Source organism: Denitratisoma sp. DHT3, assembly GCF_007833355.1.
Classification (GTDB): Bacteria; Pseudomonadota; Gammaproteobacteria; order Burkholderiales; family Rhodocyclaceae; genus Denitratisoma.
In genome coordinates this window covers 112796-139456 of record NZ_CP020914.1, presented here as the reverse complement: position 1 = coordinate 139456, position 26661 = coordinate 112796, and the positions used below count along the sequence as shown (strand labels likewise).

General features: G+C 65.1%; 22 protein-coding genes, 1 tRNA gene and 1 pseudogene. 10 read left to right on the top strand and 14 right to left on the bottom strand.

Annotation, left to right across the window (positions count from 1 at the left end; translation table 11 throughout):
• Nucleotides 1–49: 49 nt before the first annotated feature.
• Both B9N43_RS00680 and mnmC read left to right on the top strand, forming a co-directional pair.
• Nucleotides 50–1270 carry an NADH:flavin oxidoreductase gene (locus tag B9N43_RS00680; protein WP_145840427.1) on the top strand — a complete coding sequence of 407 codons (1221 nt, stop codon included), beginning with the start codon at nt 50–52 and terminating at the stop codon, nt 1268–1270.
• Nucleotides 1271–1527: 257 nt separating this feature from the next.
• Nucleotides 1528–3465 (top strand): bifunctional tRNA (5-methylaminomethyl-2-thiouridine)(34)-methyltransferase MnmD/FAD-dependent 5-carboxymethylaminomethyl-2-thiouridine(34) oxidoreductase MnmC, encoded by a 1938-nt coding sequence (mnmC, locus tag B9N43_RS00675; RefSeq protein WP_145840426.1) that lies wholly within the window; start codon nt 1528–1530, stop codon nt 3463–3465.
• Here mnmC and B9N43_RS00670 read toward each other — a convergent pair.
• From B9N43_RS00670 to B9N43_RS00645, 6 genes are all read right to left on the bottom strand, one after another.
• Nucleotides 3462–4160 carry a class I SAM-dependent methyltransferase gene (locus tag B9N43_RS00670; RefSeq protein WP_145840425.1) on the bottom strand — a complete coding sequence of 233 codons (699 nt, stop codon included), beginning with the start codon at nt 4158–4160 and terminating at the stop codon, nt 3462–3464. The two genes, mnmC and B9N43_RS00670, sit on opposite strands and share 4 nt — an antisense overlap.
• Before the next feature lie 22 nt (nt 4161–4182).
• Nucleotides 4183–4440 carry a translation initiation factor IF-1 gene (infA, locus tag B9N43_RS00665; protein ID WP_145840424.1) on the bottom strand — a complete coding sequence of 86 codons (258 nt, stop codon included), beginning with the start codon at nt 4438–4440 and terminating at the stop codon, nt 4183–4185.
• Nucleotides 4441–4568: 128 nt separating this feature from the next.
• Nucleotides 4569–4775, bottom strand: coding sequence for a cold-shock protein (locus B9N43_RS00660; RefSeq protein WP_145840423.1), 207 nt, complete (start codon nt 4773–4775; stop codon nt 4569–4571).
• A 231-nt stretch (nt 4776–5006) separates the two neighbouring features.
• Entirely contained in the window at nt 5007–5633 is a 627-nt protein-coding gene (gene lolA, locus B9N43_RS00655) for an outer membrane lipoprotein chaperone LolA (protein ID WP_145840422.1), read from the bottom strand.
• Nucleotides 5634–5667: 34 nt separating this feature from the next.
• Complete coding sequence (locus B9N43_RS00650; protein ID WP_145840421.1) at nt 5668–7983, bottom strand: DNA translocase FtsK; 2316 nt, start codon at nt 7981–7983, stop codon at nt 5668–5670.
• Nucleotides 7984–8067: 84 nt separating this feature from the next.
• A complete protein-coding gene (locus B9N43_RS00645; protein WP_145840420.1) occupies nt 8068–8757 on the bottom strand; it encodes a Crp/Fnr family transcriptional regulator in 690 nt (229 codons plus the stop codon).
• 100 nt (nt 8758–8857) lie between these two features.
• On the opposite strand from B9N43_RS00645, the gene trxB reads away from it, so the two are divergent.
• Together trxB and B9N43_RS00635 are read left to right on the top strand one after the other, a co-directional pair.
• The gene (gene trxB / locus B9N43_RS00640; RefSeq protein WP_145840419.1) at nt 8858–9814 is read left to right on the top strand and encodes a thioredoxin-disulfide reductase; all 957 of its coding nucleotides are present in this window, start codon (nt 8858–8860) and stop codon (nt 9812–9814) included.
• 38 nt (nt 9815–9852) lie between these two features.
• Nucleotides 9853–10440, top strand: a complete 588-nt coding sequence (locus tag B9N43_RS00635; protein ID WP_145840418.1) for a Smr/MutS family protein — start codon at nt 9853–9855, stop codon at nt 10438–10440.
• 13 nt (nt 10441–10453) lie between these two features.
• On the opposite strand, the gene B9N43_RS00630 is transcribed toward B9N43_RS00635, so the two are convergent.
• Both B9N43_RS00630 and B9N43_RS00625 read right to left on the bottom strand, forming a co-directional pair.
• Nucleotides 10454–11857, bottom strand: coding sequence for a tetratricopeptide repeat protein (locus B9N43_RS00630; protein WP_145840417.1), 1404 nt, complete (start codon nt 11855–11857; stop codon nt 10454–10456).
• 263 nt (nt 11858–12120) lie between these two features.
• A complete protein-coding gene (locus tag B9N43_RS00625; protein WP_145840416.1) occupies nt 12121–12459 on the bottom strand; it encodes a P-II family nitrogen regulator in 339 nt (112 codons plus the stop codon).
• Nucleotides 12460–12533: 74 nt separating this feature from the next.
• Here B9N43_RS00625 and B9N43_RS00620 point away from each other — a divergent pair.
• A pseudogene (locus tag B9N43_RS00620) lies at nt 12534–13288 on the top strand (IS5 family transposase).
• Between the two features lie 165 nt (nt 13289–13453).
• Here B9N43_RS00620 and B9N43_RS00615 read toward each other — a convergent pair.
• The 3 genes from B9N43_RS00615 to B9N43_RS00605 all read right to left on the bottom strand — a co-directional run bounded on the left by B9N43_RS00615 (nt 13454) and on the right by B9N43_RS00605 (nt 16045).
• On the bottom strand, nt 13454–15076 hold the full coding sequence (locus B9N43_RS00615; RefSeq protein ID WP_145840414.1) for an NAD+ synthase: 1623 nt from the start codon (nt 15074–15076) through the stop codon (nt 13454–13456).
• A gap of 123 nt (nt 15077–15199) precedes the next feature.
• Nucleotides 15200–15748, bottom strand: a complete 549-nt coding sequence (gene ppa, locus B9N43_RS00610; RefSeq protein WP_145840413.1) for an inorganic diphosphatase — start codon at nt 15746–15748, stop codon at nt 15200–15202.
• A 54-nt stretch (nt 15749–15802) separates the two neighbouring features.
• A complete protein-coding gene (locus B9N43_RS00605) occupies nt 15803–16045 on the bottom strand; it encodes a hypothetical protein (RefSeq protein ID WP_145840412.1) in 243 nt (80 codons plus the stop codon).
• Between the two features lie 178 nt (nt 16046–16223).
• On the opposite strand from B9N43_RS00605, the gene gdhA reads away from it, so the two are divergent.
• From gdhA to serS, 4 genes are all read left to right on the top strand, one after another.
• Nucleotides 16224–17567, top strand: coding sequence for an NADP-specific glutamate dehydrogenase (gene gdhA / locus B9N43_RS00600; protein ID WP_145840411.1), 1344 nt, complete (start codon nt 16224–16226; stop codon nt 17565–17567).
• 128 nt (nt 17568–17695) lie between these two features.
• Nucleotides 17696–18034 (top strand): EthD domain-containing protein, encoded by a 339-nt coding sequence (locus B9N43_RS00595; protein ID WP_145840410.1) that lies wholly within the window; start codon nt 17696–17698, stop codon nt 18032–18034.
• A 99-nt stretch (nt 18035–18133) separates the two neighbouring features.
• On the top strand, nt 18134–19450 hold the full coding sequence (locus B9N43_RS00590; RefSeq protein ID WP_145840409.1) for a replication-associated recombination protein A: 1317 nt from the start codon (nt 18134–18136) through the stop codon (nt 19448–19450).
• A 24-nt stretch (nt 19451–19474) separates the two neighbouring features.
• Nucleotides 19475–20752, top strand: coding sequence for a serine--tRNA ligase (gene serS / locus B9N43_RS00585; protein ID WP_145840408.1), 1278 nt, complete (start codon nt 19475–19477; stop codon nt 20750–20752).
• Between the two features lie 12 nt (nt 20753–20764).
• On the opposite strand, the gene mltF is transcribed toward serS, so the two are convergent.
• A complete protein-coding gene (gene mltF / locus B9N43_RS00580; protein ID WP_186453905.1) occupies nt 20765–22123 on the bottom strand; it encodes a membrane-bound lytic murein transglycosylase MltF in 1359 nt (452 codons plus the stop codon).
• A 98-nt stretch (nt 22124–22221) separates the two neighbouring features.
• On the opposite strand from mltF, the gene B9N43_RS00575 reads away from it, so the two are divergent.
• A tRNA-Ser gene (locus B9N43_RS00575) sits at nt 22222–22311 on the top strand.
• A 702-nt stretch (nt 22312–23013) separates the two neighbouring features.
• Here B9N43_RS00575 and B9N43_RS00565 read toward each other — a convergent pair.
• Together B9N43_RS00565 and B9N43_RS00560 are read right to left on the bottom strand one after the other, a co-directional pair.
• Nucleotides 23014–24441 (bottom strand): HlyD family type I secretion periplasmic adaptor subunit, encoded by a 1428-nt coding sequence (locus tag B9N43_RS00565; protein ID WP_222428770.1) that lies wholly within the window; start codon nt 24439–24441, stop codon nt 23014–23016.
• 2 nt (nt 24442–24443) lie between these two features.
• Nucleotides 24444–26615: a type I secretion system permease/ATPase gene (locus B9N43_RS00560; protein WP_145840405.1), complete on the bottom strand. Its 2172-nt coding sequence runs from the start codon at nt 26613–26615 to the stop codon at nt 24444–24446.
• Nucleotides 26616–26661 lie beyond the last annotated feature (46 nt).

Below are 26661 nucleotides of genomic sequence, written 5' to 3'. Positions count from 1 at the left end.
AGTAAAATTACCGCCACGACAATCAAAACATCATCCTGAGGAGACCGCCATGAACACACCGCCTTCCCCCTTCGATCCCCTGCAACTGGGGCCGATCACCCTGCGCAACCGCTTCATCAAGTCCGGCGCCAACGAGGGCATGGTGGTCGACGGCGCCCCCAGCAAGGCCCTGGTCAAGCATCACCGGGACCTGGCGGCCGGCGGCGTGGGCATGACCACCGCCGCCTACGGCGCGGTCTCCGAGATCGGACGCACCCTGCCCAACCAGGTGTGGATCCGGCCCGAGATCATCCCCGACCTGAAGGCGCTGGCCGACGCCGTCCATGCCGAGGGCGGCAGGATGTCCTATCAGCTCACCCACGGCGGCCTGTTCGTCACCGGCATCAAGGTCAAGGGCCGGCTGATGAGCGCGTGCAGCGGCTTCAACAAGGCGGGCGTGCTCTCCGGCAACTGGTGGAGCCGCGCCATGGACGAGGACGACATGGCCCAGGTGATCGAGGAATTCGCCACCGCCGCCCGAATCTGCCGCGAGGCCGGGCTGGACGCCGTGGAACTGCACATGGGCCACGGCTACCTGTTGAACCAGTTCCTATCCCCCTTCAACAACAAGCGCCGCGACCAGTACGGCGGCAGCGCCGAGAACCGCGCCCGCTTTCCGGCGGCGGTGCTGGCCGGCGTCAAGGCCGCGGTCGGCAAGGACATGGCGGTGCTGGCCAAGATCAACGTCTCCGACGGCGTGAAGGGCGGCGCCACGGTGGAGGACGCCATCGTCACCGCCCGCGTGCTGGAGCGGGCCGGCGCCGACATGCTGGTGCTCTCCGGCGGGCGCAACGTGGAGTCCGGCGCCTTCATGTTCGGCAGCAACCTCAACGTCGAGGAAATGGAGAAGGTGCTGGGCAAGAAGGCCAGCATGGCCTTCAAACTCGCCCAGTTCGGCGCCCCCAAGGTCACCTTCAAGGAAATGTATTTCCTCGACTACTCGCGCCAGATCCGCGCCGCGGTGAAGGTGCCGCTGGGCTACCTGGGCGGCGCCAAGTCCCTGGCCAACGCCGAGACCGCGATGCGGGACGGCTTCGAGGCGGTGGTGATGGCCCGCGCCCTGATCCACGACACCGGCCTGGTCAACAAGTTCAAGAGCGGGGAACTGACCCAGTCCGGCTGCACCAACTGCAACCGCTGCGTGCCCTACATCTACCACCCGGCCGGCACCTGGTGCGTGATGACCCCGCCCAACGACCCGGCCCTGAACCGGAGTCGAGCCGCCGCCTGAGCGGGTCGGCGGCGTTGGCTGCGCACTTTTGCCACGAGGCGGATTGATTCCCTGGAGGCAACAATAAAAGCAACCTCATCAGAGCACCATGATAGCGACCCAGACCCCATCTGGGTCGCGATTTTTTGCCCTAAAAATAGCTTTCAGATTGTAGCGTCTGAGTAACCAATCCACCGACAGGGTGTCATCGAGAAAATGCCGGCCGCCGTAGAATGCGCGGCCCCACCCTCCCGCCCCCGCGCCCAAATGCCGCTCCCATGCCTCCCATCGAGCCCGCGACCCTCACCTTCACCGAGCAGGGCGTCCCCTATTCGCCCGGCTACGACGACATCTACCACGCCAGCGCCGGCGGGCTGGAACAGGCGCGCCACGTGTTCCTCGCCGGCAACGACCTGCCGCGGCGCTGGCAGGAGCGGGAACGTTTCGTCATCCTGGAAACGGGCTTCGGCCAGGGGCTGAACTTCCTCGCCACCTGGGCGGCCTGGAAGGCGGACGGCCGGCGCTGCGGGCGGCTGCACTTCCTCTCCGTGGAAAAGCACCCCTTCCGGCGCGAGGATCTGGCGCGGCTGCACCGCAACTATCCCGAACTGGCGCCGCTGGCGGCGCAGTTGCGCGACCAGTGGCCGGAACTCACGGCGGGCTTCCACCGCCTCGAATTCGAGGGCGGCCGGGTGGTGCTGACCCTGGCCCTGGGCGACGCCCTGGAAGCCATCCCCCAGTTCGTCGCCGAGCCCGACGCCCTGTATCTGGACGGCTTTGCGCCGGCCAAGAACGCCGCTCTCTGGTCGCCCCGGCTGCTGGCGGAAATCGGCCTGCTCTGCCGCCCCGGCACGACGCTCGCCACCTGGGCGGTGGCCGGCGCGGTGCGCCAGGCATTGAACCAGGCCGGCTTCGCCCTGGAGAAGCGTCCCGGCTTCGCGCACAAGCGGGAAATGCTGGTGGGCCGCTACGGTTGCAATGATGCCGAGGAGACGCTGGCGGCGCCCGTTGCGGCACAGCGGGCGCCGCAACGGCAGGCCATCGTGGTCGGCGCCGGGCTTGCCGGCAGTCTTTGCGCCGAGGCGCTGACGCGGCGCGGCTGGACGGTGGATCTGTTCGAGCGCCACGGCGCGCCGGCCGAGGAAACCTCCGGCAACCGCACGGCGGTGATGCTGCCGATGCTGTCCCTCGACGACAACCGCGCCTCGCGTCTCAACCGCGCCTGCTACCTCCACGCCCTGAGGCAGGTGGCCCAGTGGCAAGCGGCCGGCGCGGCCATCGAGGGCGAGGCGTGCGGCGTGCTGCAAATCGCCCGCGACGCGGCCCATCGCCGCAAGCAGCAGGAAATCCTGGAGCGTTGCGGCTTTCCCGCGAGCTACGTGCGCTTCGTCGAACAGGACGAGGCGTCGCTGCTGGCCGGAATGCGGGTCAGCGACGGCGGCTGGTGGTTCGGCGGCGGCGCCTGGTGGAATCCGCCCAGCCTGTGCCGGGCGGCCCTGGAACTGGCCGGCCCGCGGCTGCGGCGCCATTTCGGCACGGCGGTGGCGGCCATCGAAGCGCTGGCCGATGGCGGCTGGCGCGTGCTGGACGCCACCGGCCGCACCCTGTCCAGCGCCCCCCACCTGGTACTGGCCAGCGCCCACGACCTGCTGCGCCTGCCGCAGAGCGCCCATCTGCCCCTGTTCCGCTTCCGCGGCCAGGTCAGCCACCTGCCGGCCCCGCCGCCGCAGGCCCTGCGCGCCGTGGTCTGCCGGGAAGGCTATGTCTCGCCGGCGCGGGACGGCCTGCTCTGCGTCGGCGCCAGCTTCCAGCGGAACGGGGAGGCGGCGCTGACCCGGGCCGACCAGGAAGCCAACCGGACCCGGCTGTCGAGCATGCTGCCCGACTACGTTCCCGCCGCGCCGCTGGAGGACTGGGGCGGCCGGGTCGGCTTCCGCCCGGTATCGCCGGACAAGCTGCCGATGCTGGGCCTGCTGCATCGGCCGGAGGCCCGCCCCCAGGGCCGGGATCTTTCCGCCGTGGAGCGCTGGCCCGGACTCCACGTCGCCAGCGGCTACGGCGCGCGCGGCCTGGTGTGGTCGGTGCTGATGGGGGAATTGCTGACCAGCCAGATCGAAGGCGAGCCGCTGCCGCTCGAAGCCCAGCTCGCCGCCACCGTGGACCCGGCCCGCTTTCTGTTGCGGCAGAAGTTCGAAACGGGCGGCGACGCAGGCTAAACCGTCGGGTGCCTTGCCCCCGCAGCCGCACCCTCGGCGGCTTCGCGCCGATAGTGCAGCAGGCGGCCCCGATAGGGGCTGCCGTCATCGAGGGGCGCATCCAGCAGGGTCTCCGTCAGGTCAAAACCCAGCGCCGCCATGGCCCGGTGGAAGGCCCGGCGGTTGCTGCGGTTCGGATCGACGATCAACACTTCGGCGCTGGGGGCCGCATGCAATTGCAGGAACGCCGCCAGTTGTTCCGGATGGCTGCGTTCGTAGAGTACATCGCTGCCGATGATCAGATCGAACTCCCCCATGGCCGGGGCCTGCCGCCCCCAATTGCCGATCCGGTATTGCAGGCCGGAGAGTCGATTGAGTCCCAGGTTGGCCAGCAGGAATGCTTCTGCCAAGGGGTGGCAGTCGCTGGCGGTGATGTTCCCGCCGCGGCGATGGATCACAAGGCTGGGCAACCCCAGGCCGCAACCGATTTCCAGCACCCGGTGCGAGCCGAACTCCCAGACCTGCATCAGGTCGGCAAGTTTTTGCGCCGAGGGCCAGACTTGGCCGAACAGGGACCAGCAGGCCGGGGAGATACCGGCCGCTTCGGCGATACCGAAGGGGTCGGCGTATTGCTGACGATCCAGCAGGGAGCGGATTTCCAAATCAGCCCCGCCGGCCACCGCCACCTGCTGGAACTTCACTTCATAACCAGGCATGGCGGATATCGCTGGATTGCGATCAGTGCCGACGCCGTGTCGGCGCGCCGGGTGTGCGGCCCTCGATATGACGGAATGTGATGCGCCCCTTGCTCAGGTCGTAGGGCGAAACCTCCAGGGAAACCTTGTCGCCGGCGAGGATGCGGATATGGTGCTTGCGCATCTTGCCCGCGGTGTAGGCCACCAGGCTGTGGCCATTTTCGAGCGTGACGCGGAAACGGGAATCCGGCAGCACCTCATCGACCACGCCATTCATCTCAATCAGTTCTTCCTTGGCCATCGGCCGGACTCCTCGGTAGAAAAAAACAAAAGCCCGGCGGATGCCGGGCTTGTCCGGAAGGAACGGCGGAAGGCGTGCCTCCGGACGCCGTTCCCCGGCATGGCGCGCGGCCATGCCGACCGGGCCGCTCAGTCAGCGGGACGAATGTTCGACGCCTGCTGGCCCTTGGGGCCGGTGGTGACGTCGAAAGTGACGCGCTGACCTTCGGCCAGGGTCTTGAAGCCCTGACCCTGGATCGCGGAGAAATGGGCGAAGAGATCGTCACCGCCATTTTCGGGGGTGATGAAACCAAAACCCTTGGAATCGTTGAACCACTTCACGGTACCTGTTGCCATGTCTTGAATATCCTAAAAAAACAAAAAACGGGGCTTGCCCCAGAAAGGAGGGCGAAGGTCAAGACGGCAGGATACTGAAGGGAGGAATACCGGAGAACTACTGCGGGTACTGAACCAGACAACAACGGCACTACTTGAAGATCGCGGGCGCCACTATGCACCGGATCGTCCGGCTTGGCAAATGAAATTTTCCGCGCCCGACTTTCCGCGCCCGATGGATGCCAGCGCCGATCACTCGCCCACCACGTCCGCGCCCTTGGGCGGCGTAAAGCGGAACTGGGCGGCGGCGACGGGCGGGTTGGGCTCGAAGCGGGAAAAGCGCAGCACCGTGGTCTGGCCGAAGTTGTCCTGGATTTCCATCGTCCGCGGCAACCTGTCCTTCAAGCCGATGCGCACTTTCTGGAAACTGGCGTCCTGGGCGCGGGGCGTGGCTTCGACGAACTCCAGGCCGGGTTCCTGGCCCTGTCCATTGGCGGCGCCTTCGCGCAGCTCGAAATTCCTTTCCAGCGACTCGCCCGCCAGGAGCGCGGCGGGACTCGCGCCCAGGGCCTGGCCGACTTTCTTGATCACGACCTGGTTCAGGTCCGGATCGAAACTCCAGAGCCGCTCGCCGTCGCTGACCAGGAGCTGGGGATAGGGCTTGTCGTAGGACCAGCGGAACTTGCCCGGCCGCTGGATCAGGAAACTGCCGGAGGACTGCTTGGGCTTCTTGCCGGCCTTGCCGATCACCGACTGGCTGAAAGCGCCCTGCGCCGCCCGCGTCTCGCGCAGGAAGGCGTGCAGCTGGTCGAGGCCGGAGGCGGCTGCCGCCAGTGGCAGGGCGCCGAAGAGGGACAAAAGCAAAAGCCGGATGCGCATGATGGGACGGATTATCGCGGAAAACGTCCCGCGTTCATTCCGCCTTCTCCGGCACCAGCACTTCGCGGCCGCCCGCCGCATTCATCGGCGAGACCAGCCCGGCATGCTCCATCGCCTCGATCAGGCGCGCGGCGCGGTTGTAGCCGATGCGCAGGTGGCGCTGCACCAGGGAGATCGACGGACGGCGGGTCTTCAGCACCACTTCCACGGCCTGGTCGTACATCGGGTCGGCCTCGGCGTCGCCGCTGGCCTCGCCGCCCGCGCCCTCGCCTTCCGTCGCCGGCGCGCTGAGGATGTCCTCGATGTAGTCCGGGGCGCCCACCTTGCGCAGGTGCTCGACCACCCGATGCACCTCGTCGTCGGCGACGAAGGCGCCATGGACCCGGGTCGGCAGGCCGGTGCCGGGCGCCAGGTAGAGCATGTCGCCCTGGCCCAGCAGCGCCTCGGCGCCCATCTGGTCGAGAATGGTGCGGGAGTCGATCTTGCTGCTGACCTGGAAGGCGATGCGGGTCGGGATGTTGGCCTTGATCAGGCCGGTGATCACATCCACGCTCGGGCGCTGGGTGGCCAGCACCAGATGGATGCCGGCGGCGCGGGCCTTCTGCGCCAGGCGGGCGATCAGTTCCTCGACCTTCTTGCCCACCACCATCATCAGGTCGGCCAGTTCGTCGATCACCACGACGATGTAGGGCAGCGTGGTCAGCGACGGCGCGCCGGCCTCCGGATCGCCGGGCAGGGCGAAGGGGTCGGGGATGCGCTCGCCGGCCTTCTCCGCATCGCGGATCTTGGCGTTGAAGCCGGCCAGGTTGCGCACCCCCAGGGTCGACATCAGCTTGTAGCGCCGCTCCATCTCGCCCACGCACCAGTGCAGCGCGTTGGCGGCCTTGTTCATGTCGGTGACCACCGGCGCCAGCAGATGGGGAATGCCCTCGTAGATCGAAAGCTCCAGCATCTTCGGGTCCACCATGATCATGCGCACGTCCTTGGGCTCGGACTTGTAGACCAGGGACAGGATCATCGCGTTGATCCCCACCGATTTGCCCGAGCCGGTGGTGCCGGCCACCAGCAGGTGGGGCATCTTGGCCAGGTCGACCACCACGGGCAGCCCGGAGATGTCCTTGCCCAGGGCCACCGCCAGCGGGGAGTGCAGGCCGTGGTAGGCCTTGGAGCCGACGATCTCCTTCAGGCGCACCGTCTGGCGCTTGGAATTGGGCAGTTCCAGCGCCATGCAGGACTTGCCCGGCACGGTTTCCACCACCCGCACGCTGACCAGCGACAGGGAGCGGGCCAGATCCTTGGCCAGATTGACGATCTGGCTGCCCTTGATACCGGTGGCGGGCTCGATTTCGTAACGGGTGACGACCGGACCCGGCAGGGCGGAGAGCACTTTCACCTCGACGCCGAAGTCGGCCAGCTTGCGCTCGATCAGGCGCGAGGTGAATTCCAGGGTGTCGGCGGCGGGCAGGTCGTCCGGATTGTGCGAGGGATCGTCCAGCAGATGCAGGGGCGGCAGCGCCTCGCCCGGCGCGTCGAAGAACATCGGCGCCTGGCGCTCCTTCTCGGCCCGGGCCGCGGCCTTGGGCGCCACCGGCACTTCCAGTTCGACGGCCTCGATCTTGACCGGCGCCGGCGGATTCTCCTCCGCCTTCTTGCGCTGCACCTCGACCACGGCCTCGCGCTTTTCGGCCACCACCCTGCCGTAGCGCCGGTCCTGCCAAGTTTGCAGCACGCGGCCGGCGCCGAACCAGCAGACTTCCAGCAACGTGCCGATGCGCTCGGCCAGACGCAGCCAGGACAGTCCGGTAAACACGCTGAAGCCGGCCGCCGCCAGGGCCAGCAGAATCAGGGTGCCGCCGTTGAACCCCAGGAAACGCTGGGCCTGGAGGGCGACCTCGTATCCCAGCAAGCCGCCGGGGCGGAAAGGCAGGGGCGTCGTCAGGCTCCAGTAGCGCATCGCCTCGATCCCGCAACTGGCCGCCATCAACAGGACGAAGCCGCTGGCCGCGATCAGCAACGGCCGCCGGTCCCCCACCGCCAGGCCCTCCAGACGCCGATAGCCCCAGGCCACCGTCAGCAGCAGGAAGACCACCCACCACCAGGCGGAAACGCCGAACAGGTAGAACAGCAGGTCGGACAGCCAGGCGCCCAGGCGTCCGCCGGGATTGGCGACCGGCCCCGCCGCCGCCGCGTGGGACCAGCCGGGATCGGTGCGCTCGAACCCCCAGAGCACCAGGCCGATGTACAAGCCGCCGGCCGCCAGCAGCAGCCAGCGCGCTTCATTGACGAGCCCGACCAGTTTCTCGGGCAGGGGCCGCGGTTCCGCCCGACGCAAGGTATTGGAGACAGCCATGGAAAAATCCAGCAAGGGGAACAGTGCCGATTATCCCGGCACGGACAGAAGGAACGTGCCGGGAATATGGCGGGGAAGGCGGCTTTATCCGGTCATTCGCTCGGCGCCGAGCGGCTGGCTGAGCTGCTCGCGCAGCAGGATCTGGCCGCCCACCTCCTCGTCGATCAGGCCGCGCTGCTGCAGGTCCTTCATGACCCGGCTCACCATCTCGCGGGACGCGCCGATCATCTTGGCGATATCCTGCTTGGTGATGCGCCGGACCACCCGCAGGCAGCCGTCCCGCTCCTCGGCCAGGTCGAGCAGCAGGCGCGCCACGCGGCCATAGACATCCATCAGCGCCAGGCTCTCGATCTTGCGGTCGGCCTGGCGCAGGCGATTGGCCAGCGCGCGCATGATGAACAGGGCAACGTCGAAATTGTCGCTCAGGCAATCATGGAAATCGGCCTTGGAGATCACCAGCAGATCGCTGGCCTGGATGGCCATCACGTTGGCGGAGCGCGGATGGTCGTCCACCACCCCCATTTCCCCGAAGATCTCGCCGCGCTCGAGGATGGTGAGAATCACCTCCCGCCCTTCCTCGTCGGAGACCGAAACCTTGAGGGCGCCATTGATCACGAAATACACGTTATCGGAGTGATCTCCTTCTTGCATCACCACGCTTCCACGCGGAATGTTGCTCAGGGAGGCGGCGCGGGCGATCGATTCCAGACGTTCCTCGTCGATGGATTCGAAAATCGGCAGGGAACGCAGGACAGTATGGGAAACACCGGACATGGTTCAATAGGTTCCATCAATGGGGCCACGAATATTTCGTGGCGACGGGCGCAAGTATAATTCCAATCCAATTCCCGACCTCCCCAGGAGAAACGCCGCCATGAGCGCCCCCGTCCGTCATATCCCCCTGCTGATCCTCGGCTCCGGCCCCGCCGGCTACACCGCCGCCGTCTATGCCGCCCGTGCCAACCTGAACCCGGTGCTGATCACCGGCCTGGCCCAGGGCGGACAACTGATGACCACCACCGAGGTGGACAACTGGCCCGCCGATGCCGACGGCGTCCAGGGCCCGGAACTGATGTCCCGCTTCGAGAAGCACGCGGCCCGCTTCAACACCGAGATGATCTTCGACCACATCCACACCGCCCGCCTGACCGAGAAGCCGATGCGCCTGGTCGGCGATGCCGGCGAATACACCTGCGACGCCCTGATCATCGCCACCGGCGCCTCGGCCCAGTACCTGGGCCTGCCCTCGGAAGACGCCTTCGCCGGCAAGGGCGTCTCCGCCTGCGCCACCTGCGACGGTTTCTTCTACAAGAACCAGCCGGTGGCGGTGGTGGGCGGCGGCAACACCGCCGTCGAGGAGGCCCTGTACCTGGCCAACATCGCCAGCCACGTCACCGTGGTGCATCGCCGCGACAAGTTCCGCGCCGAGAAGATCATCCAGGACAAGCTGTTCGAGAAGGAAAAGGCCGGCAAGGTCACCATCAAGTGGAACTCCACGCTGGACGAGGTGCTGGGCGACAAGAGCGGCGTCACCGGGATGCGCATCAAGAACGTACGGTCCGGGGCCAGCGAAGACATCGCGTTGCAGGGCGTGTTCATCGCCATCGGCCACAAGCCCAATACCGACATCTTCGCCGGCCAACTGGAAATGGACGGCGGCTACATCGTCACCAAGGGCGGCCGCGACGGCGACGCCACGGCCACCAGCATTCCCGGCGTGTTCGCCGCCGGCGACGTGCAGGACCATATTTACCGCCAGGCCATCACCTCCGCCGCCACCGGCTGCCAGGCGGCCCTGGACGCCGAACGCTATCTGGACAACCTGGGCTGATCCGGCCGCGGCGATGATGTGACGATGGAAGCGCGGGAATGAAACAGCGTTCTCGCGCATCCCCGTCCGGAACCGCCGCCCGGCGCCAGGCCGGGACGCCCGCCGCCGCCGAAGTCGAGTTGTTCCGCTCGGCCGTGGCGGACGCCGTGCCCCTGGTCTCCGACCGGGTGCACCATGAGCCGCCGCCCCCGCCGGCCATTCCCCGCCAGCGCCAGCGCGACGAGGCGGCGGCGCTGGTCGAAACCCTGCACGGCCCACCCCTGCTCGACCTCCACCTGGAAGGCGGCGACGAAGCCGCCTGGCTGCAGCCGGGCCTGCCCGCCGGCGTGCTGCGCGACCTGCGCCGCGGCCGCTGGGTGGTGCAGGGCCACCTCGACCTGCACGGCCACAACCGGGACGAGGCGCGCCTGGCGATCGCCGCCTTCCTCGAGGAGTCGCGGCGCTGCGGCCGGCGCTGCCTGCGCATCGTGCATGGCAAGGGCCTGGGCTCCCCGGGCCGGGAGCCGGTGCTGAAGAAGCTGACCCTGGGCTGGCTCGGCCAGCGCCGGGAGGTGCTGGCCTTTTGCCAGGCCCGTGCCGCGGAAGGCGGCGCCGGCGCGGTGATCGTGCTGCTCGCCGCGCCGTGAGCATGGCGCAGCGCTACGGCCCACGGCGCCGCGCGACCAAACCCTGCAATTCCGTCCTGACCGCCTCGACCACGGCCGTCCAGTCGCCCGCCGCCCTTTGCCGGAACAGGCGCAGCACTTCCGGATACCAGGGCGAGTCGTCGCGCGCGGCGAGCCAGCGCCAATCGGTCTTGTAGTCGGGCAGCAGCACCCAGCAGGGCCTGCCCAAGGCGCCCGCCAGGTGCGCGACGGCCGTATCCACCGCCACGACCAGGTCGAGATTCATCACGATCGCCGCGGTGTCGGCGAAGTCGCCAATGGACGGTCCCAGGTCGGTCAGCGGCAGCGCCGGGGATGGCTGCGCCGCCTCGGCCTCGGCGGCGCCTTTTTGCAGGCTGAAGTAGCGGACGCCCGCCACGTCGCCCAATGGCGCCAGGGTGTCAAGGGAAGGCAGCGAGCGGTCGGCGTCGTTCTCAAAGCGGGGATTGCCCTGCCAAACAAGACCAACCCGCAGGCCGCCCCGCAGCTTCCCGCCCGGAGCGCCGATGATGCCGGCCCAATGTTCGATCCGTTCGGGTTCGACGTCGAGATAGGGCAGGTCCGCGGGAATCGTGTCGAGCCGGGTGCTGAACAGGAACGGCAGGCTCAGCGGCGGCGCCCAGTAGTCCCAGCCCGAGGCGGGGAATGGCGCGTCGAAGGCGAAGGCGTCGTCCACGCCGCGCAGGCGGACAAAAAGGGACTTCAGGCCCGGATGGCACAGGACCGAGACCCGCGCCGCGCCGCGTGCCTTGGCCAGCGCGGCATAGCGGCAGAACTGGATCATGTCGCCGTGCCCGGCCTCGAAGCCGATCAACAGGGATTTCCCCCGCAGGGATTCGCCTTGCCAGCGAGGGAAATGCAAATGCTTTTCCAGCGGCGCATACCAGTCGCGCGCTTCGAGGTACGCCCACCCCTCCTCGTAGCGCCCCTGGCGCAGCAGCAGGTAGGCAAGATTGAAGCGGGCCTTGCGGTAGTCGGGCGCCAGCGCGATTGCGCAGCGATGGCATTGCTCGGCCTCGGTTTCCCGCTTCTGGCAGGCGAGCAGCACGCCCAGGTTCGACCAGGCGCCGGGCGAGTCGGGATCGAGCAGCAGCGCCTGCCGGAGGGCCGCTTCCGCCTCGGCGAAGCGTTTCTGCCCCATCAGCAGAGCGCCCAGGTTCAGATGCGATTGCATCTGCCGCGGGTCGAGTTCGATGGCCTGTCGATAATGGGTTTCCGCCGCCGTCCCGCATCCGTCCCGATCCAGCAGCAGGGCGAGATTGGCGTGAGCCTCGGCGAAATCGGGAGCAAGCAGCAGCGCACGCTCGAAGGCGGCCGTCGCCGCGGCCACATCGCCTTCCGCCATCAGGCGGACCCCTTCGTGGAAAAGGTCCTCGGCCGCGGCAGGCAGAGCATTCATTCTTGAAACCTCAGTCAGCCACAGAGGGCACAGAGATCACAGAGGAAAGGCAATGGGTTGCCAACGCTGGATCGCTCACCTGCGAGGTGATCCGGTCAATTGCGGCAAATCCGCACCCTCTCTGCGTCCTCTGTGATCTCCGTGGCTTGAAGTGCGGTTCAGGTTCATGCGCGCAGGCCAGCGATGTGGAAACGGCGGCGCACATCGCCCCTATCCTTGCGAAAGAGGCGCGAAGCCAGGCCGTTGCGGCCCGGCGAATCCGTTCAGATGGCCGATTCGTCGATTTCCCCGGTGCGGATGCGCACCACCTGCTCCACCGGCAGGACGAAGATCTTGCCGTCGCCGATCTTGCCGGTACGGGAGGCCTTGATGATGGCTTCGATGGCCGGCTCCACGTCCTGGTCGGCGACGACGATCTCCAGCTTGATCTTGGGCAGGAAATCCACGACGTACTCGGCGCCCCGATAAAGCTCGGTATGCCCCTTCTGCCGGCCGAAGCCCTTGACCTCGGTCACGGTCAGGCCGGTGACGCCCACTTCCGACAGCGCTTCGCGGACCTCGTCGAGCTTGAAGGGCTTGATGACGGCTTCGATCTTTTTCATGATTGATGTGCAGTGATTAGGGTCTGTTCACAGTATCGGATTTGTGTTTACATCCTGGAATTTGGACGTAAGCAATGGATCGGGACATGTTGAGCGATGCACAGTGGGCGCGGATTTCGGAGTTGTTGCCAGGGAAGCCCACGGACAAGGGAGGGCGTGCCGTGGATAACCGTTTATTTGTTGAGGCGGTGCTATACACCGCCCGGGTAGGCAACCCCTGGCGTGATTTGCCGCCGAAGTTTGGCAACTGGCACTCTGTGTATGTGCGCTTTGCACGATGGGAAGCCAATGGGGTTTGGTCGCGAGTGGCCGAGGCCCTCCGAGGAGAAGCAGACCTGGAAGAGCTCTTCATCGACTCGACAGTGGTACGTGCGCACCAGCACTCAGCGGGCGCATCAAAAAAAACGGTGGCGATCAGGCGATCGGTCGGTCGCGTGGCGGACTGACCACCAAGATCCATGCGTGCGTGGATGCCCTGGGTAATCCGCTGCGCCTGATCCTCACCGGTGGTCAGGTGGCCGACATTACGCAAGGCCCCGCACTGGTCGATGCCTTGGTTACCGACGCAGTGGTCGCCGACAAGGGATACGACAGCAACGCGTTTGTCGACACCATCGCCCGCATGGGCGCTGAGGCCGTCATTCCACCCCGCAGCAATCGCCCCACGCCGCGTGAGTTCGACCGAGAGCGCTACAAGGCGCGTAACCTGGTCGAGCGATTCTTCAATCGGCTCAAGCAATTTCGCCGACTCGCCACACGTTACGACAAGCTCGCCAACCGCTTCAATGCATTCTTGCATCTGGCATGCACCTATATCTGGCTACTGTGAACACGCTCTAGCGTGAAAGAACGCAAAAACGGAGTGTGTGGTGGCTTCGAGCGCAGCGAGCCAATGCCGTCACCTCCCCCGGAGAGGGGGAGGCCGGGAGGGGGAGGGCCTTCTTGCTCTTCGCGTATTTCATGCGCCGGGACGAAAAATTGGTTTCCATGAGCGTTAGTACTCGTCCTGGTAGCGGGATGTTATCGGATAACGCCAGTCCTTGCCGAAGCCGCGCCGGGTGATGCGGATCCCCACCGGGGACTGGCGGCGCTTGTACTCGTTGCGCTTGAGCATGGTCACCACCCGCCGCACGTCGGCCTCGTCCTGCCCCCCGGCGACGATCTCGCGCGGCGACAGGTCCTGCTCCATGTAAGCCTGGATGATCGCATCGAGCACTTCGTAGGCCGGCAGCGTGTCCTGGTCGGTCTGGTCGGGCCGCAGCTCCGCCGAGGGCGGCCGGGTGAGGATGTTTTCCGGGATCACCGGGGCGAGGCTGTTGCGGTAGTGGCACAGGCGATAGACGAAGGTCTTGAACACGTCCTTGATCACCGCGAAGCCGCCGGCCATGTCGCCATAGAGGGTGGCATAGCCCACCGCCATCTCGCTCTTGTTGCCGGTGGTGAGCACGATGGAGCCGGTCCGGTTGGACAGCGCCATCAGCACCATGCCGCGCACGCGGGCCTGGATGTTTTCCGGCGTGGTGTCGGCCCAGGCCGTCGGCGGCAAGCCGGCGAACAGCGGCGCCAGCATCTCGCCGTAGGTGTCCATCGCCGGCTGGATCGGCAATTCGTCGTAGCGCACGCCGAGCGCGCGCACCAGCGCCCGCGAGTCGTCCAGGCTCATCTGCGCGGTGTAGGGGGAGGGCATCATCACCGTCCGCACCTTGTCGGCGCCCAGGGCATCGACCGCGATGCACAGGGTCAGGGCCGAATCGACGCCGCCGGAGAGCCCCAGAATGGCGCCCGGAAAGCCGTTCTTGCCCAGGTAGTCGCGCACCCCCAGCACCAGTGCCTGATAGACCTCGGCCTCGGGCGACAGGGCGGCCGCCACCTCGCCGGCCAGAATATGGCCGTCCCGGTATTCGACGACCTCCAGCGCCTCGACGAAGGATGGCAGCTGGTGGGTCAGCCGTCCCTCGGCATCGAGCGCGAAAGACGCGCCATCGAACACCAGCTCGTCCTGCCCGCCGACCAGATTGGCATACACGGCGGGCATGCCGGTGGCGGCGATGCGGCTGCGCAGCACCTGATAGCGTTCGGCCTGCTTGCCCATGTGGAAAGGCGAGGCATTCAGGACCAGCAGCAGTTCCGCCCCCGCTGCCTTGGCATGCTCGACGGCGCCGGGCTCCCAGATGTCGGCGCAGATGTTGATGCCGCAGCGCACGCCGCCGATCTCCACCACGCAGGGGGTGTCGCCCTCGTCGAAGTAGCGCTCCTCGTCGAAGACCTCGTAATTGGGCAGGCGCCCTTTGCGGTAGGTCACCTCCACGCGTCCATCGCGCAGCAGGGAGGCGCAGTTGTAGCGCCGCCCCCCGGCGGCGGCGGGATGCCCCACCAGCAGCGGCAGCGGCGCGGCGGCCGCCAGATCGGCCAGTTGCCGCTCGCACGCCCGGTAGAAGTCCGGCCGCAGCAGCAGGTCCTCCGGCGGATAGCCGCACAGGGCCAGTTCCGGCGTCAGCAGCAGATCGGCGCCCCGTGCCTTGGCGCGCTGCGCGGCCTCGCCGATGCGGCGCGCGTTCCCGGCGAGATCGCCGACGACGCAGTTGATCTGGGCAATGGCGACTTTCAGCTTGGGCATGATCATCACAACTCGAACACAACGGTCGACGGGAAACGCGCTACGGCGGCGATTCGCCGGAGCCGCGGCGGCTCCCTCGTTTCCGGCAGCCGGCGCGGGAAGCCGCGCGCAGCCGGGCCGGCGTCAGAACGCCGGCTTGTCTCCGGCATCGTTGTAGCAGGCCACGCCGGCCAGGATTTCCCGCTTCGCTTCCTCGGCGCCGGCCCAGCCGCTCACCTTGACGAACTTGCCCGGCTCCAGATCCTTGTAGTGGGCGAAGAAATGGGAAATCTGGTCCAGCACCATCTGGGGCAGGTCGCGCGGGTCGGTGATATCCCGATACATGGTGGTCAGCTTGTCCACCGGTACCGCCAGCAGCTTGGCGTCGTCTCCCGCCTCGTCGATCATTTTCAGCAGCCCGACCGGGCGGCAGCGCACGACCACCCCGGGCGGCAGCGCGAACTGCGACAGCACCAGCACATCCACGGGATCGCCGTCGCCGGCGATGGTATGGGGGATGTAGCCGTAGTTGCAGGGATAGTGCATGGCCGTGGACATGAAGCGATCGACGAAAATCGCGCCGGACTCTTTGTCCACTTCGTACTTGATGGGGTCGGAGTGCATCGAAATTTCGATGATCACATTGAAATCGTTCGGCAAATCCTTGCCGGAGGGAACGCGGTCGAGACCCACTTGGCCTTCTCCTGGGGGAAAAGGCGGCGATTATAAATCAGGCCCCGCCGCGGATCAGGCGAAGGTATTGACGATTCGCCCCGTGACCTGGCCCTGGGTATTCGTCACCGCCTGGGCCTGCTCGCGCTGCGCCTGCCGCGCCTGCTGCGCGTCCTTGGCCTCCTGCGCCTTGGCGCGCTGGGTTTTTGCGGACTCGTCCGCGTTCTGCATGGCATCCTGCTGGCGCGGCTGCGGACGCGATGGCTGCGTGTTCTGGATATTGGCACTGCTGGCTGCGCCGACGGCATCGATGGGCATGACGGGCTCCCCAAAAAACACATTGTCTCTCGGATCATACGCTTGAGGCAGATCAAATTTCAATCAGAAACCACCAAGTCCGCCTTGATTTTTCCTATTATCCCGAAGCTTTTTTGGGCGCACACGGATGCTTCCCGTCCCCACATCTGCTTTTCTTGAACCAAGGGATGAATAAATAATGAAATACAACAACTTAGAGGAATACCTCGAGTACGTGAAAGACCGCAACCCTGGCCAGCCTGAATTTCACCAGGCCGTCGCCGAAGTGATGGAAAGCATCTGGCCCTACGTCATCGAGCACAAACGCTATGCCGAGCATAGCCTGCTCGATCGCCTGATGGAGCCCGAACGGGTCATCCAGTTCCGGGTGTCCTGGGTGGACGATCACGGCGAAGTCAAGGTCAACCGGGGTTACCGCATCCAGCACAGCTCGGCCATCGGCCCCTACAAGGGCGGCCTGCGCTTCCATCCCTCGGTCAATCTTTCCATCCTCAAGTTCCTGGCCTTCGAACAGACCTTCAAGAACGCCCTGACCACGCTGCCCATGGGGGGCGGCAAGGGTGGGTCCGATTTCGACCCCAAGGGCAAGAGCCCCGGCGAAGTCATGCGTTTCTGCCAGGCCTTCGTCAGCGAACTGTTCCGCCATGTGGGCGCGGACACGGATGTCCCGGCCGGCGACATCGGCGTCGGCGGACGCGAGGTGGGCTTCATGGCCGGTATGATGAAAAAGCTGTCGAACCGCTCGGACTGCGTATTCACCGGCAAGGGGCTGAGCTTCGGCGGATCGCTGATTCGTCCGGAGGCCACCGGCTACGGCACGGTCTACTTCGTCGAGGAAATGCTCAAGCAGAAAGGCCGGAGCCTGGACGGGCTGCGGGTCTCCGTCTCCGGCTCGGGCAATGTGGCCCAGTATGCGGTGGAAAAGGCCATGGCACTGGGAGCGAAAGTGGTGACGGTCTCCGATTCGAGCGGCACCGTGATCGACAACGAGGGATTCACGCCGGAGAAACTGGCCATCCTGATGGAGATCAAGAACCACTATTACGGCCGCGTCAACGAATACGCGGAAAAGGTCGGCGTGCATTTCGAAGCGGGCGCAACCCCATGGCACGTGCCGGTGGATGTCGCCCTGCCCTGCGCCACGCAGAACGAACTGAACGAAAACGACGCCGCTACGCTGGTGAAGAACGGCGTGATCTGCGTCGCCGAGGGCGCCAACATGCCCAGCACCAACGAGGCGGCCAAGCTGTTCGAGAACCGGGGCGTGCTCTATGCGCCGGGCAAGGCCAGCAATGCCGGCGGAGTCGCCACGTCGGGACTGGAAATGACCCAGAACGCGATGCGAATGACCTGGACGACGGAAGAAGTCGACCGCCGCCTGCACGGCATCATGAGCAACATCCACAGCGCCTGTCTGGAACATGGCCGCCGCGCCGACGGCAGTATCAGCTACATCGACGGCGCCAACATCGCCGGCTTCGTCAAGGTTGCCGATGCGATGCTGGCCCAGGGCGTGATCTGAGCGGGTGCCTCCTCCGGCGCGGCGCGGCAAGCGCCAGTCCGCGCCGGCGCCAGGGCATTGCGTTGCTTTACAATCCGCCAGAAGGTGCGCACCGGCAGCGGCACCCATCACCCCGAGGAGGAAGCGGCATGATCAAAAGCATCGCCATGATGAAGCGCAAGCCCGGCATCAGCCATGAGGAGTTCGTCCGCTATTACGAGGAAGTGCACGCTCCCCTCGGTCTCAAGCATTTTCCCTTCGCCCGCTACGTGCGCAACTTCGTCAAACCGATCCCCGGCCAGGAAGAACCGCCCTTCGACGTGATCACGGAATTCTGGTTCGCCAACGAGGACGATCATCGGAAGGCGCTGGAATTCAACGCCACTCCCGCAGCGAAAATTTTCCGCGAGGACGAGGATCGTTTCATGGATTCCAGCAAGACCGTGGGTTACCTGGTGGACGAGCGGGAGTCGAAAATCCTCCGCTGAACCGGGGCGGCGCATGCCGCCGGCCGGGTAAACTGGGCGATTCCGAACTCACGAATTCACGCGCAACCCGGCGCCGCCGGACTCGCTTGTTTCCTGTCCATGAGCGACCTGTTCTCCTCCGCTGTACCGCCCCACGCGCCGCTGGCCGAACTGCTGCGGCCGCGGACGCTGGAACAGGTGATCGGCCAGCAGCATCTGCTGGGGCCGGGCAAACCGCTGCGCCTGGCCTTCGATTCGGGCACGCCGCACTCGATGATCCTCTGGGGGCCGCCGGGGGTGGGCAAGACCACCCTGGCGCGGCTGATGGCCGATGCCTTCGACGCCGAGTTCATCGCGCTCTCCGCCGTGTTCTCCGGCGTCAAGGACATCCGCGAAGCGATGCAGCGCGCCGAACTGGTGCAGGCGCAGAGCGGGCGGCGCACCATCCTGTTCGTCGATGAAGTGCATCGCTTCAACAAGGCCCAACAGGATGCCTTCCTGCCCTATGTGGAATCGGGCACCGTCACCTTCATCGGCGCCACCACCGAGAACCCCTCGTTCGAAGTGAACTCGGCCCTGCTCTCGCGGGCGGCGGTGTATGTGCTGAAAAGCCTGTCGGCGGAGGAACTGGCGGAACTGTTCGAGCGGGCGCGGCAGCAGGCCTTTGCCGACCTGAGTTTCGACGAGGAGGCGCGCACCCGCCTGATCGGCCACGCCGACGGCGACGCCCGGCGCCTGCTCAACGTGCTGGAAACCCTGCGCACCGCAGCCCATGCGGCCGGCGTGACGACAGTCGACGCCGCCTTCCTGGAAGCCACCCTGGCACGCGACCTGCGCCGCTTCGACAAGGGCGGCGACGCCTTCTACGATCAGATATCGGCGCTGCACAAATCGGTGCGCGGCTCCGACCCGGACGCCGCCCTCTACTGGCTGCTGCGCATGCTGGACGGCGGCGCCGATCCGCTCTACCTGGGCCGGCGCATGATCCGCATGGCCACCGAGGACATCGGCCTGGCCGACCCGCGCGCCCTGCGCCTGGCGCTGGACGCGGTGGAGACCTACGAGCGCCTGGGCAGCCCGGAAGGCGAACTGGCCCTGGCCGAGGCCATCCTCTACCTGGCCGTGGCGCCCAAATCGAACGCCGCCTACGTCGCCTATAATGCCGCCCGCGCCTTCGTCGCCAAGGATCAGTCGCGACCGGTTCCCGAGCATCTGCGCAACGCCCCGACCCGCCTGATGAAGGACCTGGGCTTCGGCCGCGAATACCGCTACGCCCACGACGAGCCGGAGGCCTACGCCGCGGGCGAGCACTACTTCCCCGAAGGCATCGCCGCGCCGGGCTGGTACCGGCCCACGCCGCGCGGCCTGGAACAGAAGATCGCCGACAAGCTGGCCCATCTGCGGGACTTGGACCGGGCGGCAAGAAAAACGAAATAGCAAAAATCCTAGGACCCATCCCTCATGCTCGACATCCAACTCCTCCGCAGCAATCTCGCTCTTGTCGCCGAACGCCTCGCCAGTCGGGGCGTGACCCTCGACACCGCCGCCTTCGAGGCCCTGGAGGCCGAGCGCAAGCAGGTGCAGACCCATACCCAGGATTTGCAGGCCAGGCGCAACAGTTTGTCCAAGCAGGTCGGCATGCTGAAGGGCAAGGGCGAAGACGCGACCAAAGTGCTGGCCGAGGTGGCCGGCATCGGCGACGAGCTGAAGGCCAACGAGGACAAGCTGGCCGCCCTGCAGGAGCGCTACCAGGCCTTCGTCACCGGCATTCCCAACCTGCCCCACGAGAGCGTGCCGGCGGGCAAGGACGAAACGGGCAACGTCGAGGTATTGCGCTGGGGCACACCGCGCCGCTTCGATTTCGAGGTCAAGGACCACGTCGATGTCGGCGCCGTCCTCGGCCTGGACTTCGAGACCGCCACCAAGATCGCCGGCTCCCGCTTCACCCTGATGAAGGGCGGCATCGCCCGCCTGCACCGGGCGCTGGCGCAGTTCATGCTCGACGTGCATACGACGGAGCACGGCTACACCGAAGTCTATGTGCCCTACCTGGTGAATCCCGACAGCATGTACGGCACCGGCCAGTTGCCCAAGTTCGAGGAAGACCTGTTCCAGGTACCGCGCCACGACGGCGGCAAGCTCTACCTGATCCCCACCGCCGAAGTGCCGGTGACCAACATCGTCCGCGACGAGATCCTCGCCGCCGAGCAACTGCCCTTGAAGTTCGTCTGCCACACGCCCTGCTTCCGCTCCGAGGCGGGCAGCTACGGCCGCGATACGCGGGGCATGATCCGCCAGCACCAGTTCGACAAGGTGGAGCTGGTGCAGCTGGTGCATCCGGAAAAATCCTGGGAAGCGCTGGAAACCCTGACCGGCCACGCCGAGGCGATCCTGCGGAAGCTGGAATTGCCCTACCGCAAGGTGGCGCTGTGCACCGGCGACATGGGCTTCTCGGCGGCCAAGACCTACGATCTGGAAGTCTGGCTGCCGGCCCAGAACACCTACCGGGAGATTTCCTCCTGCTCCAACTTCGAAGCCTTCCAGGCGCGGCGCATGCAGGCCCGCTTCCGTAATGAGAAGAACAAGCCGGAACTGCTGCACACCCTCAATGGCTCCGGCCTGGCCGTCGGCCGCACCCTGGTGGCGATTCTGGAGAATTATCAGCAGGCGGACGGTTCCGTGACCATTCCCGCCGCGCTGCGGCCCTACATGGGCGGGCTGGACAAACTCACCGGCTGAACCGGCCGAACTTCAGTGGCCGAACTTCAGGCCCGGCTGCCAGGGCGCCTCGAAGCGGCTGAGGATGCTGTAGAAGGTACGGATGTTTTCCACCATGATCACCGCCTCGCCGCCCCGCGCCCGGCCGGCCTTGAGCCGGGCGTAGTACTCGGGGCGCGACATCAGGGGCAGCACCTTCTTCATGTCGAACCAGGAATCCGGGTCGCGCTTCATGCCCGACGCCAGACTGCGCCCTCCGCGCAAGTGTCCCATGCCCAGATTGTAGGCCGCCAGGGCCAGCCAGGTCCGGTCCGGGTTGACGATATGGGATGGCAGATCGCCGATCAGGTTGGCCAGATACTTGGCTCCGGCGCGGATGCTCTGCCGTGCGTCCAGGCGGTTGGAAACGCCCAGCAGGTCGGCCGTATCCTCGGTCAGCATCATCATCCCGCGCACCCCGGTCGGCGAAGTGGCCAGCGGATCCCATTTCGACTCCTGATAAGCGAGTGCCGCCAGCAGGCGCCAATCCAGACCGGTGATTTCCTGGGCGTCCTGGAAATAGCGCCGATAATGCGGCAGCAGCGTCTGGGCATCCTGAATCAGTTGAGCGATGTCTTCCGCCTTGATCCGTTCGATATGACCGAAATAGCGGTCCTTCAGCCGGGCGATGGTCTTGTTCTGCTTGGACTCGACGATGAAGTCCTCCGCCCGCCGCCACAGCGACTTCCATTGCGGCGCGAAGGCCCAGCCGTAGTACAGCTTGCCAGGCAGCGTCATTGCCAGATCCAGCTCCGGCATGAATTGCAGAGCCATCCGGTAGGTCAATAGATTGGTGGCCGCAAAATCGACCCGATGCTCCACCACGTCGCGCAGCAGATCGAAATCGCTGATCGCGGTCCGGGCCTGGACCGTGAAGCGAGCCGGATCCCCGGCCAGGCGGTGCAGCGCTTCCAGTTGCGGGGAGGCCTGCATCGCTTCCACGGTACGGCCGTCCAACTCCGCCGGGAATGACTCCAGTCCCATGTCATCGGTATGACCGACCACCACCTGGCTGGTCTCCAGCAGCGGCGACGTGTAGTGGAGTCCGTTTCCGTCGCTGATCCAGGTCGGCGCGCCAAAATGCACCCGTCCTTCCATCACCAGCCGGTTCAGTTCCCCCTCGTCGACGGCCTCCACGAAACGAGCCGAAACGCCCAGGCGCTCGGCGAAGGCCCGCACCATATCGCGCTCGAAACTCGACTCCTGCGCCTGCCCGCCCCACTCGCCCGACAGCTCCTTGCGGATCGCCACCACGAGCTCTCCCGACTGCTCCGGAGCGGGCAGGCGTTGACAGGCTGACAGGAGAAGCAGGAGGGTACAGGTACTGAACAGGAAAGCGAGAGGACGAACCATGTGGTCTCCTCCGGACATGAGGGAAGCGCATTGTGCCAGAACTATCGCAAACCACAGGTAGCCCTTCAACGCTTGCCAGTGATAGAATGCGCGCCCACGGAGAGGTGGCAGAGTGGTCGAATGTACCTGACTCGAAATCAGGCGTGGGTGCAAGCCCACCGTGGGTTCGAATCCCACCCTCTCCGCCATAAGAACAAAAAAGCCATTGATTCTCAATGGCTTTTTTAATTTAAATCCAGGCCGGTATGCTACCTATTCTTGGCTGTAATTAAATGGCTTTGGACAAGCCTGGACTACCAGCTTCAAACTGGTTGCCGCAATTACGGTTCCGGGAAAGCTCAATTCTCTTGCCTTACCCTGGCGGAAACGCTATCGGGCGCCAATGAGGACCAACCTACGGCTGATGATGAATCGGGTTTTAAGGAAGTACAAGTATTCGTCGTATGAGCAGGAGAGCGCGATGGGATTGGTAACTACGGCAAGCGGAGACTTTGGGGTAGGTAACCATGGCGACTGGTTGTCGGCCTAAGCGGTCGCTCGCCTGACTGCCTATGCCGGTCAGCAATGTAGGGTTCCCTTATGCTTCATCGTAGTAATGGTTTGCCCTCCTAAGGGGTTCAAGGTCGATCTGCACAATCAACCTCTTACCATGACCACTCCTCTGCTTCCTACTGCAGTCGCTTTTGCACACAAATCAGCACACTACCCATCCTCTCCCGCAGTTTCAGCACAAAGGCCAAGGCCGATGCTCGCGCCTGGGCGACCCGGAAGCCGAGCGTGGCGTTTTTATCGACCGTACCGAGGCCAAGAAAAATACCCTGAGTGACCTTCTGCGACGCTACCTCACCGAGGTTTTCACACAGATAAATGGACCACAACAGCGAACGGTGCTATCTCTCGCGAAAACTTTCGTCCTTGTACTGAATCAAGGGGCTTAAAAAGTATTCGATCACGCGCCGCTTGCTGGTCTTGATTTCCACCGATACTGCCATCCCCGGGGCCAGATTGACCTGCCGCCCATCCACCCGCATCGTCGCCCGATCCAGCTTGACCCGGGTCGAGTAGATCAATCCCTTCTTCTCATCGTTGATCGCGTCCTGAGACACATGGATTACCTTGCCATGCACCGTGCCGTACTTGGTGTAGGGGAAGGTCTCGATCTTGATTTCCGCCTCCTGGTCGGGGAAGACAAAACCCACATCCTTGTTCTCCAGGAAAGCCTCGACCTCCACCGAGTCATCCCGAGGCACCACCACCATTAATTGTTGGGCTTCGGTCACCACCCCACCCACGGTATGGACAGCCAGTTGCTGGACCGTGCCATCCACCGGTGCGGTCAGTTGCATCAGGTTTTTCCGGTTCTCGGCTTTCACTTGCTCCTGGGCCAGTTCCGTAGCTTTCTGCTCCCCCTCGTTCAGGCTGTCCAAAGCAATCCGCCGGGCTTCCGCAATCAACGCCAACCGCTCGCTCTGCCCGGTCCTCAGGGCTGCCTTGAGTTCCTCGACCCGGCTGTGCTGGGTGGCCAGATCCGCCTCCAGCTCGATCCGGCTCTGTTCCTTCTCCAGATAGCCATGCTTGGAGACGAAGTTCTTCTCCACCAGATTCCGGTAATCGTCGGCGCGCTGGCGGGCGATGGGTGCGGTCTGCTCCAGCTTGCGCACCACTTCCTGGGTGGAGCGGAGCTCTGCTTCACGACGGGAAATATCCGCCTCCAGGCGAGCCACCTTTGACTGAAACTCGCCGAACTGGCCCTCCAGATGCCGCTGCTCTTGTACCAATCGATCCTTGGGGACGCCCGGTGCCGCGAGCTGAGACACGCGTCCTGATCCAATGGCCGCCAGCATCGCCTTGGCTCGGGCAGCTTGTAGCCGGGCCTCCGCCAAATCACTGGAAACCCGGTCGTGATCGGCTCTCTGGCTAGTCCCATCCAACTCAATCAACACATCGCCCGCCTTGACCGCCTGCCCATCGGTGACATGGATGGCCTTGACGGTGGAGGTATCGAAGGACTGGATCACCTTGCTTCGGTCATTGGGAACGATCTTGCCGTGGCCGGTGGCCACCACATCGATGTGGCCAAAGATCGTCCAAAGCAATGCAATGAGGGCAAAGCCGATCAGGATCCACATGGTCACCCGGGGTGCCGGAGAAACGGGGGTTTCCTGGAGTTCAAGGGCGGCCGGAAGGAATTGGGCCTCATGAGACAGGCGAACGGGGGAGTCCAGCTTCTGCCGGTCCTTCCAGACATGGCTGAAGATTTCTCCATAGCGGCGGAGAAGATCCCAGAGGGCCTGCAATTTAAGGGTGAGTGTCGCCATGGTCATGCGTACTGCAGGCGATACAGCCGGGAGTAGTGGCCGGCCTCATGGGCCAGGAGTTCACTGTGAGTGCCCTGTTCCACGATCTGCCCTCGATCCATGACCAGGATGCGGCTGGCGTCCCGCACCGCCGAAAGTCGGTGGGCAATGATCAGCACCGTCCGCCCTCGGCAGATCGCCTTCATGTTCTGTTGGATGATCCGCTCCGATTCATAGTCCAGGGCGCTGGTGGCTTCATCGAAAATCAGGATGCGGGGATTGCCGATCAAAGCCCGTGCGATGGCGATCCGTTGCCGTTGGCCGCCGGAGAGGGTGGAACCATGCTCCCCGACCAGGGTGTCGTAGCCCTCGGTCAATTCCAGAATAAATTCGTGGGCGCCGGCAAGCTTGGCGGCCTGGATCACCGCTTCGATGGGCAAGCCCGGGTCGGTGAGGGCGATGTTCTCTCGGATGGAGCGGTTGAACAGCATGTTCTCCTGGAGCACGACCCCGATCTGTCGGCGCAGGCTGGAAGTATCGGTCATGGCCAGGTCCACCCCGTCCACCAAGACCCGGCCCCGCTCGGGCAGATAGAGGCGTTGGACCAGCTTGGTGAGGGTACTTTTGCCGGAACCGGATCGGCCGACGATGCCGATGACCTCCCCCGGTTCCACCACGAGACTGATCCCCCGCAGGACTTCGGGGGCGTCGGGGCGATAGCGGAAACCCACCTGATCGAACTCCACCCGACCCACCAGGGCTGGCAAAGTGCTTCGGTTGGCATTGCCCACTTCGGTCCGGTTGTTGAGGATGTCGCCCAGGCGCTGGACCGAGATGCCGGTTTGCTGGAAGTCGGTCCAAAGCTGGGCCAGCCGAATGACGGGCTGTGCCACCCGGCCGGCGAGCATGTTGAAGGCGATCAACTGGCCCACGGTCAGGTCGCCACTGATCACCAGACGGGCTCCCAGCCACATGGTGATGATGGTGACCAGCTTGCCGATCAGGTTCACGCCCTCATGGGCCAGGGTGCCCAAGGTGTTGGTCTTGAAGCTGGCGGCCACATAGGCGGCCAGTTGGTTGTCCCAACGGCGGGTCATCTGGGGTTCGACGGCCATGGCTTTCAGGGTGTCGATGCCATTGACCGCCTCCACCAGGAAGGCCTGATTCTCGGCGTTGCGCTTGAACTTCTCGTGGAGACGTGCCCGGAGCAGGGGCGTAACGAAGATCGACAGCAGCGCGTAGCAAGGCAGGGACAAGACCACCACCAAGGTCAGCCAGCCGCTGTACCAGAGCATGACGCCGATGAAGACCACCGAAAAGAAAAGATCCAGAACGATCGTGATGGCGTTACCGGTGAGGAAGGAGCGGATGTTCTCCAGTTCCCGGACCCGGGCGACCGTATCCCCGACGCGGCGGGCCTGGAAGTAGGCCAGGGGCAGGTTGAGCAGGTGACGAAAGAGCCGGGCACCAAGCTCCACGTCGATCCGGCTGGTCGTGTGGGCGAAGACGTAGGAGCGCAGGCCGGAGAGAACCACCTCGAAGATAGAGACGACCAGCAGGCCAACGGCGATGACGTCAAGGGTGGTGAAGCCGCGATGCACCAGGACCTTGTCCATGACGACCTGGAAAAACAAGGGGGTCACGAGGGCAAAGAGCTGGAGGACGAAGGAAACCAGGAGCACTTCGCTCAATAGGTGGCGGTACTTGACAACGGCGGGGATGAACCAGGTGAAGTCGAACCTGGAGAGTTCGCCAGCCATGGAAGCCCGCGAGGCAAAGAGGATGAGTTGGCCGCTCCAGCGTGCAACAAAACCCTCAACACTCAGAACCTCTGGGCGGGGCGCGCCGGGAATCTGGATCAGCACTTGTTCAACATCGGCCCGGGCAAGGATGAGGTAGTTGCCTTCCAGATCCACCGCCAAGGCAGGAAGCGGCGTGCGAACCAGACGATCAGGCGCAACATGAACCAGCCGGGCCTTGAGGCCGAGTTTCTTGGCGGCAAGAAGAATACGGGAGGTATCCAGCGACTTACCGTCATCCTTGAATTCATGAGACAGTTGATCCGGGTCGGCGGCAATGCCGTGAAAATGGGCCAGCATGACCAGGCCGAGGAGCCCGGTGTCTACGGATGGGGGAACGCTAGCGGAAGCGGCATCTTCCGGCGTGGGAATTGCGGTGAGGGAAGGGGATTCCATGGGATAGAGATCTCCCCACCATTGGATGGGGAGATATTGGATCGCT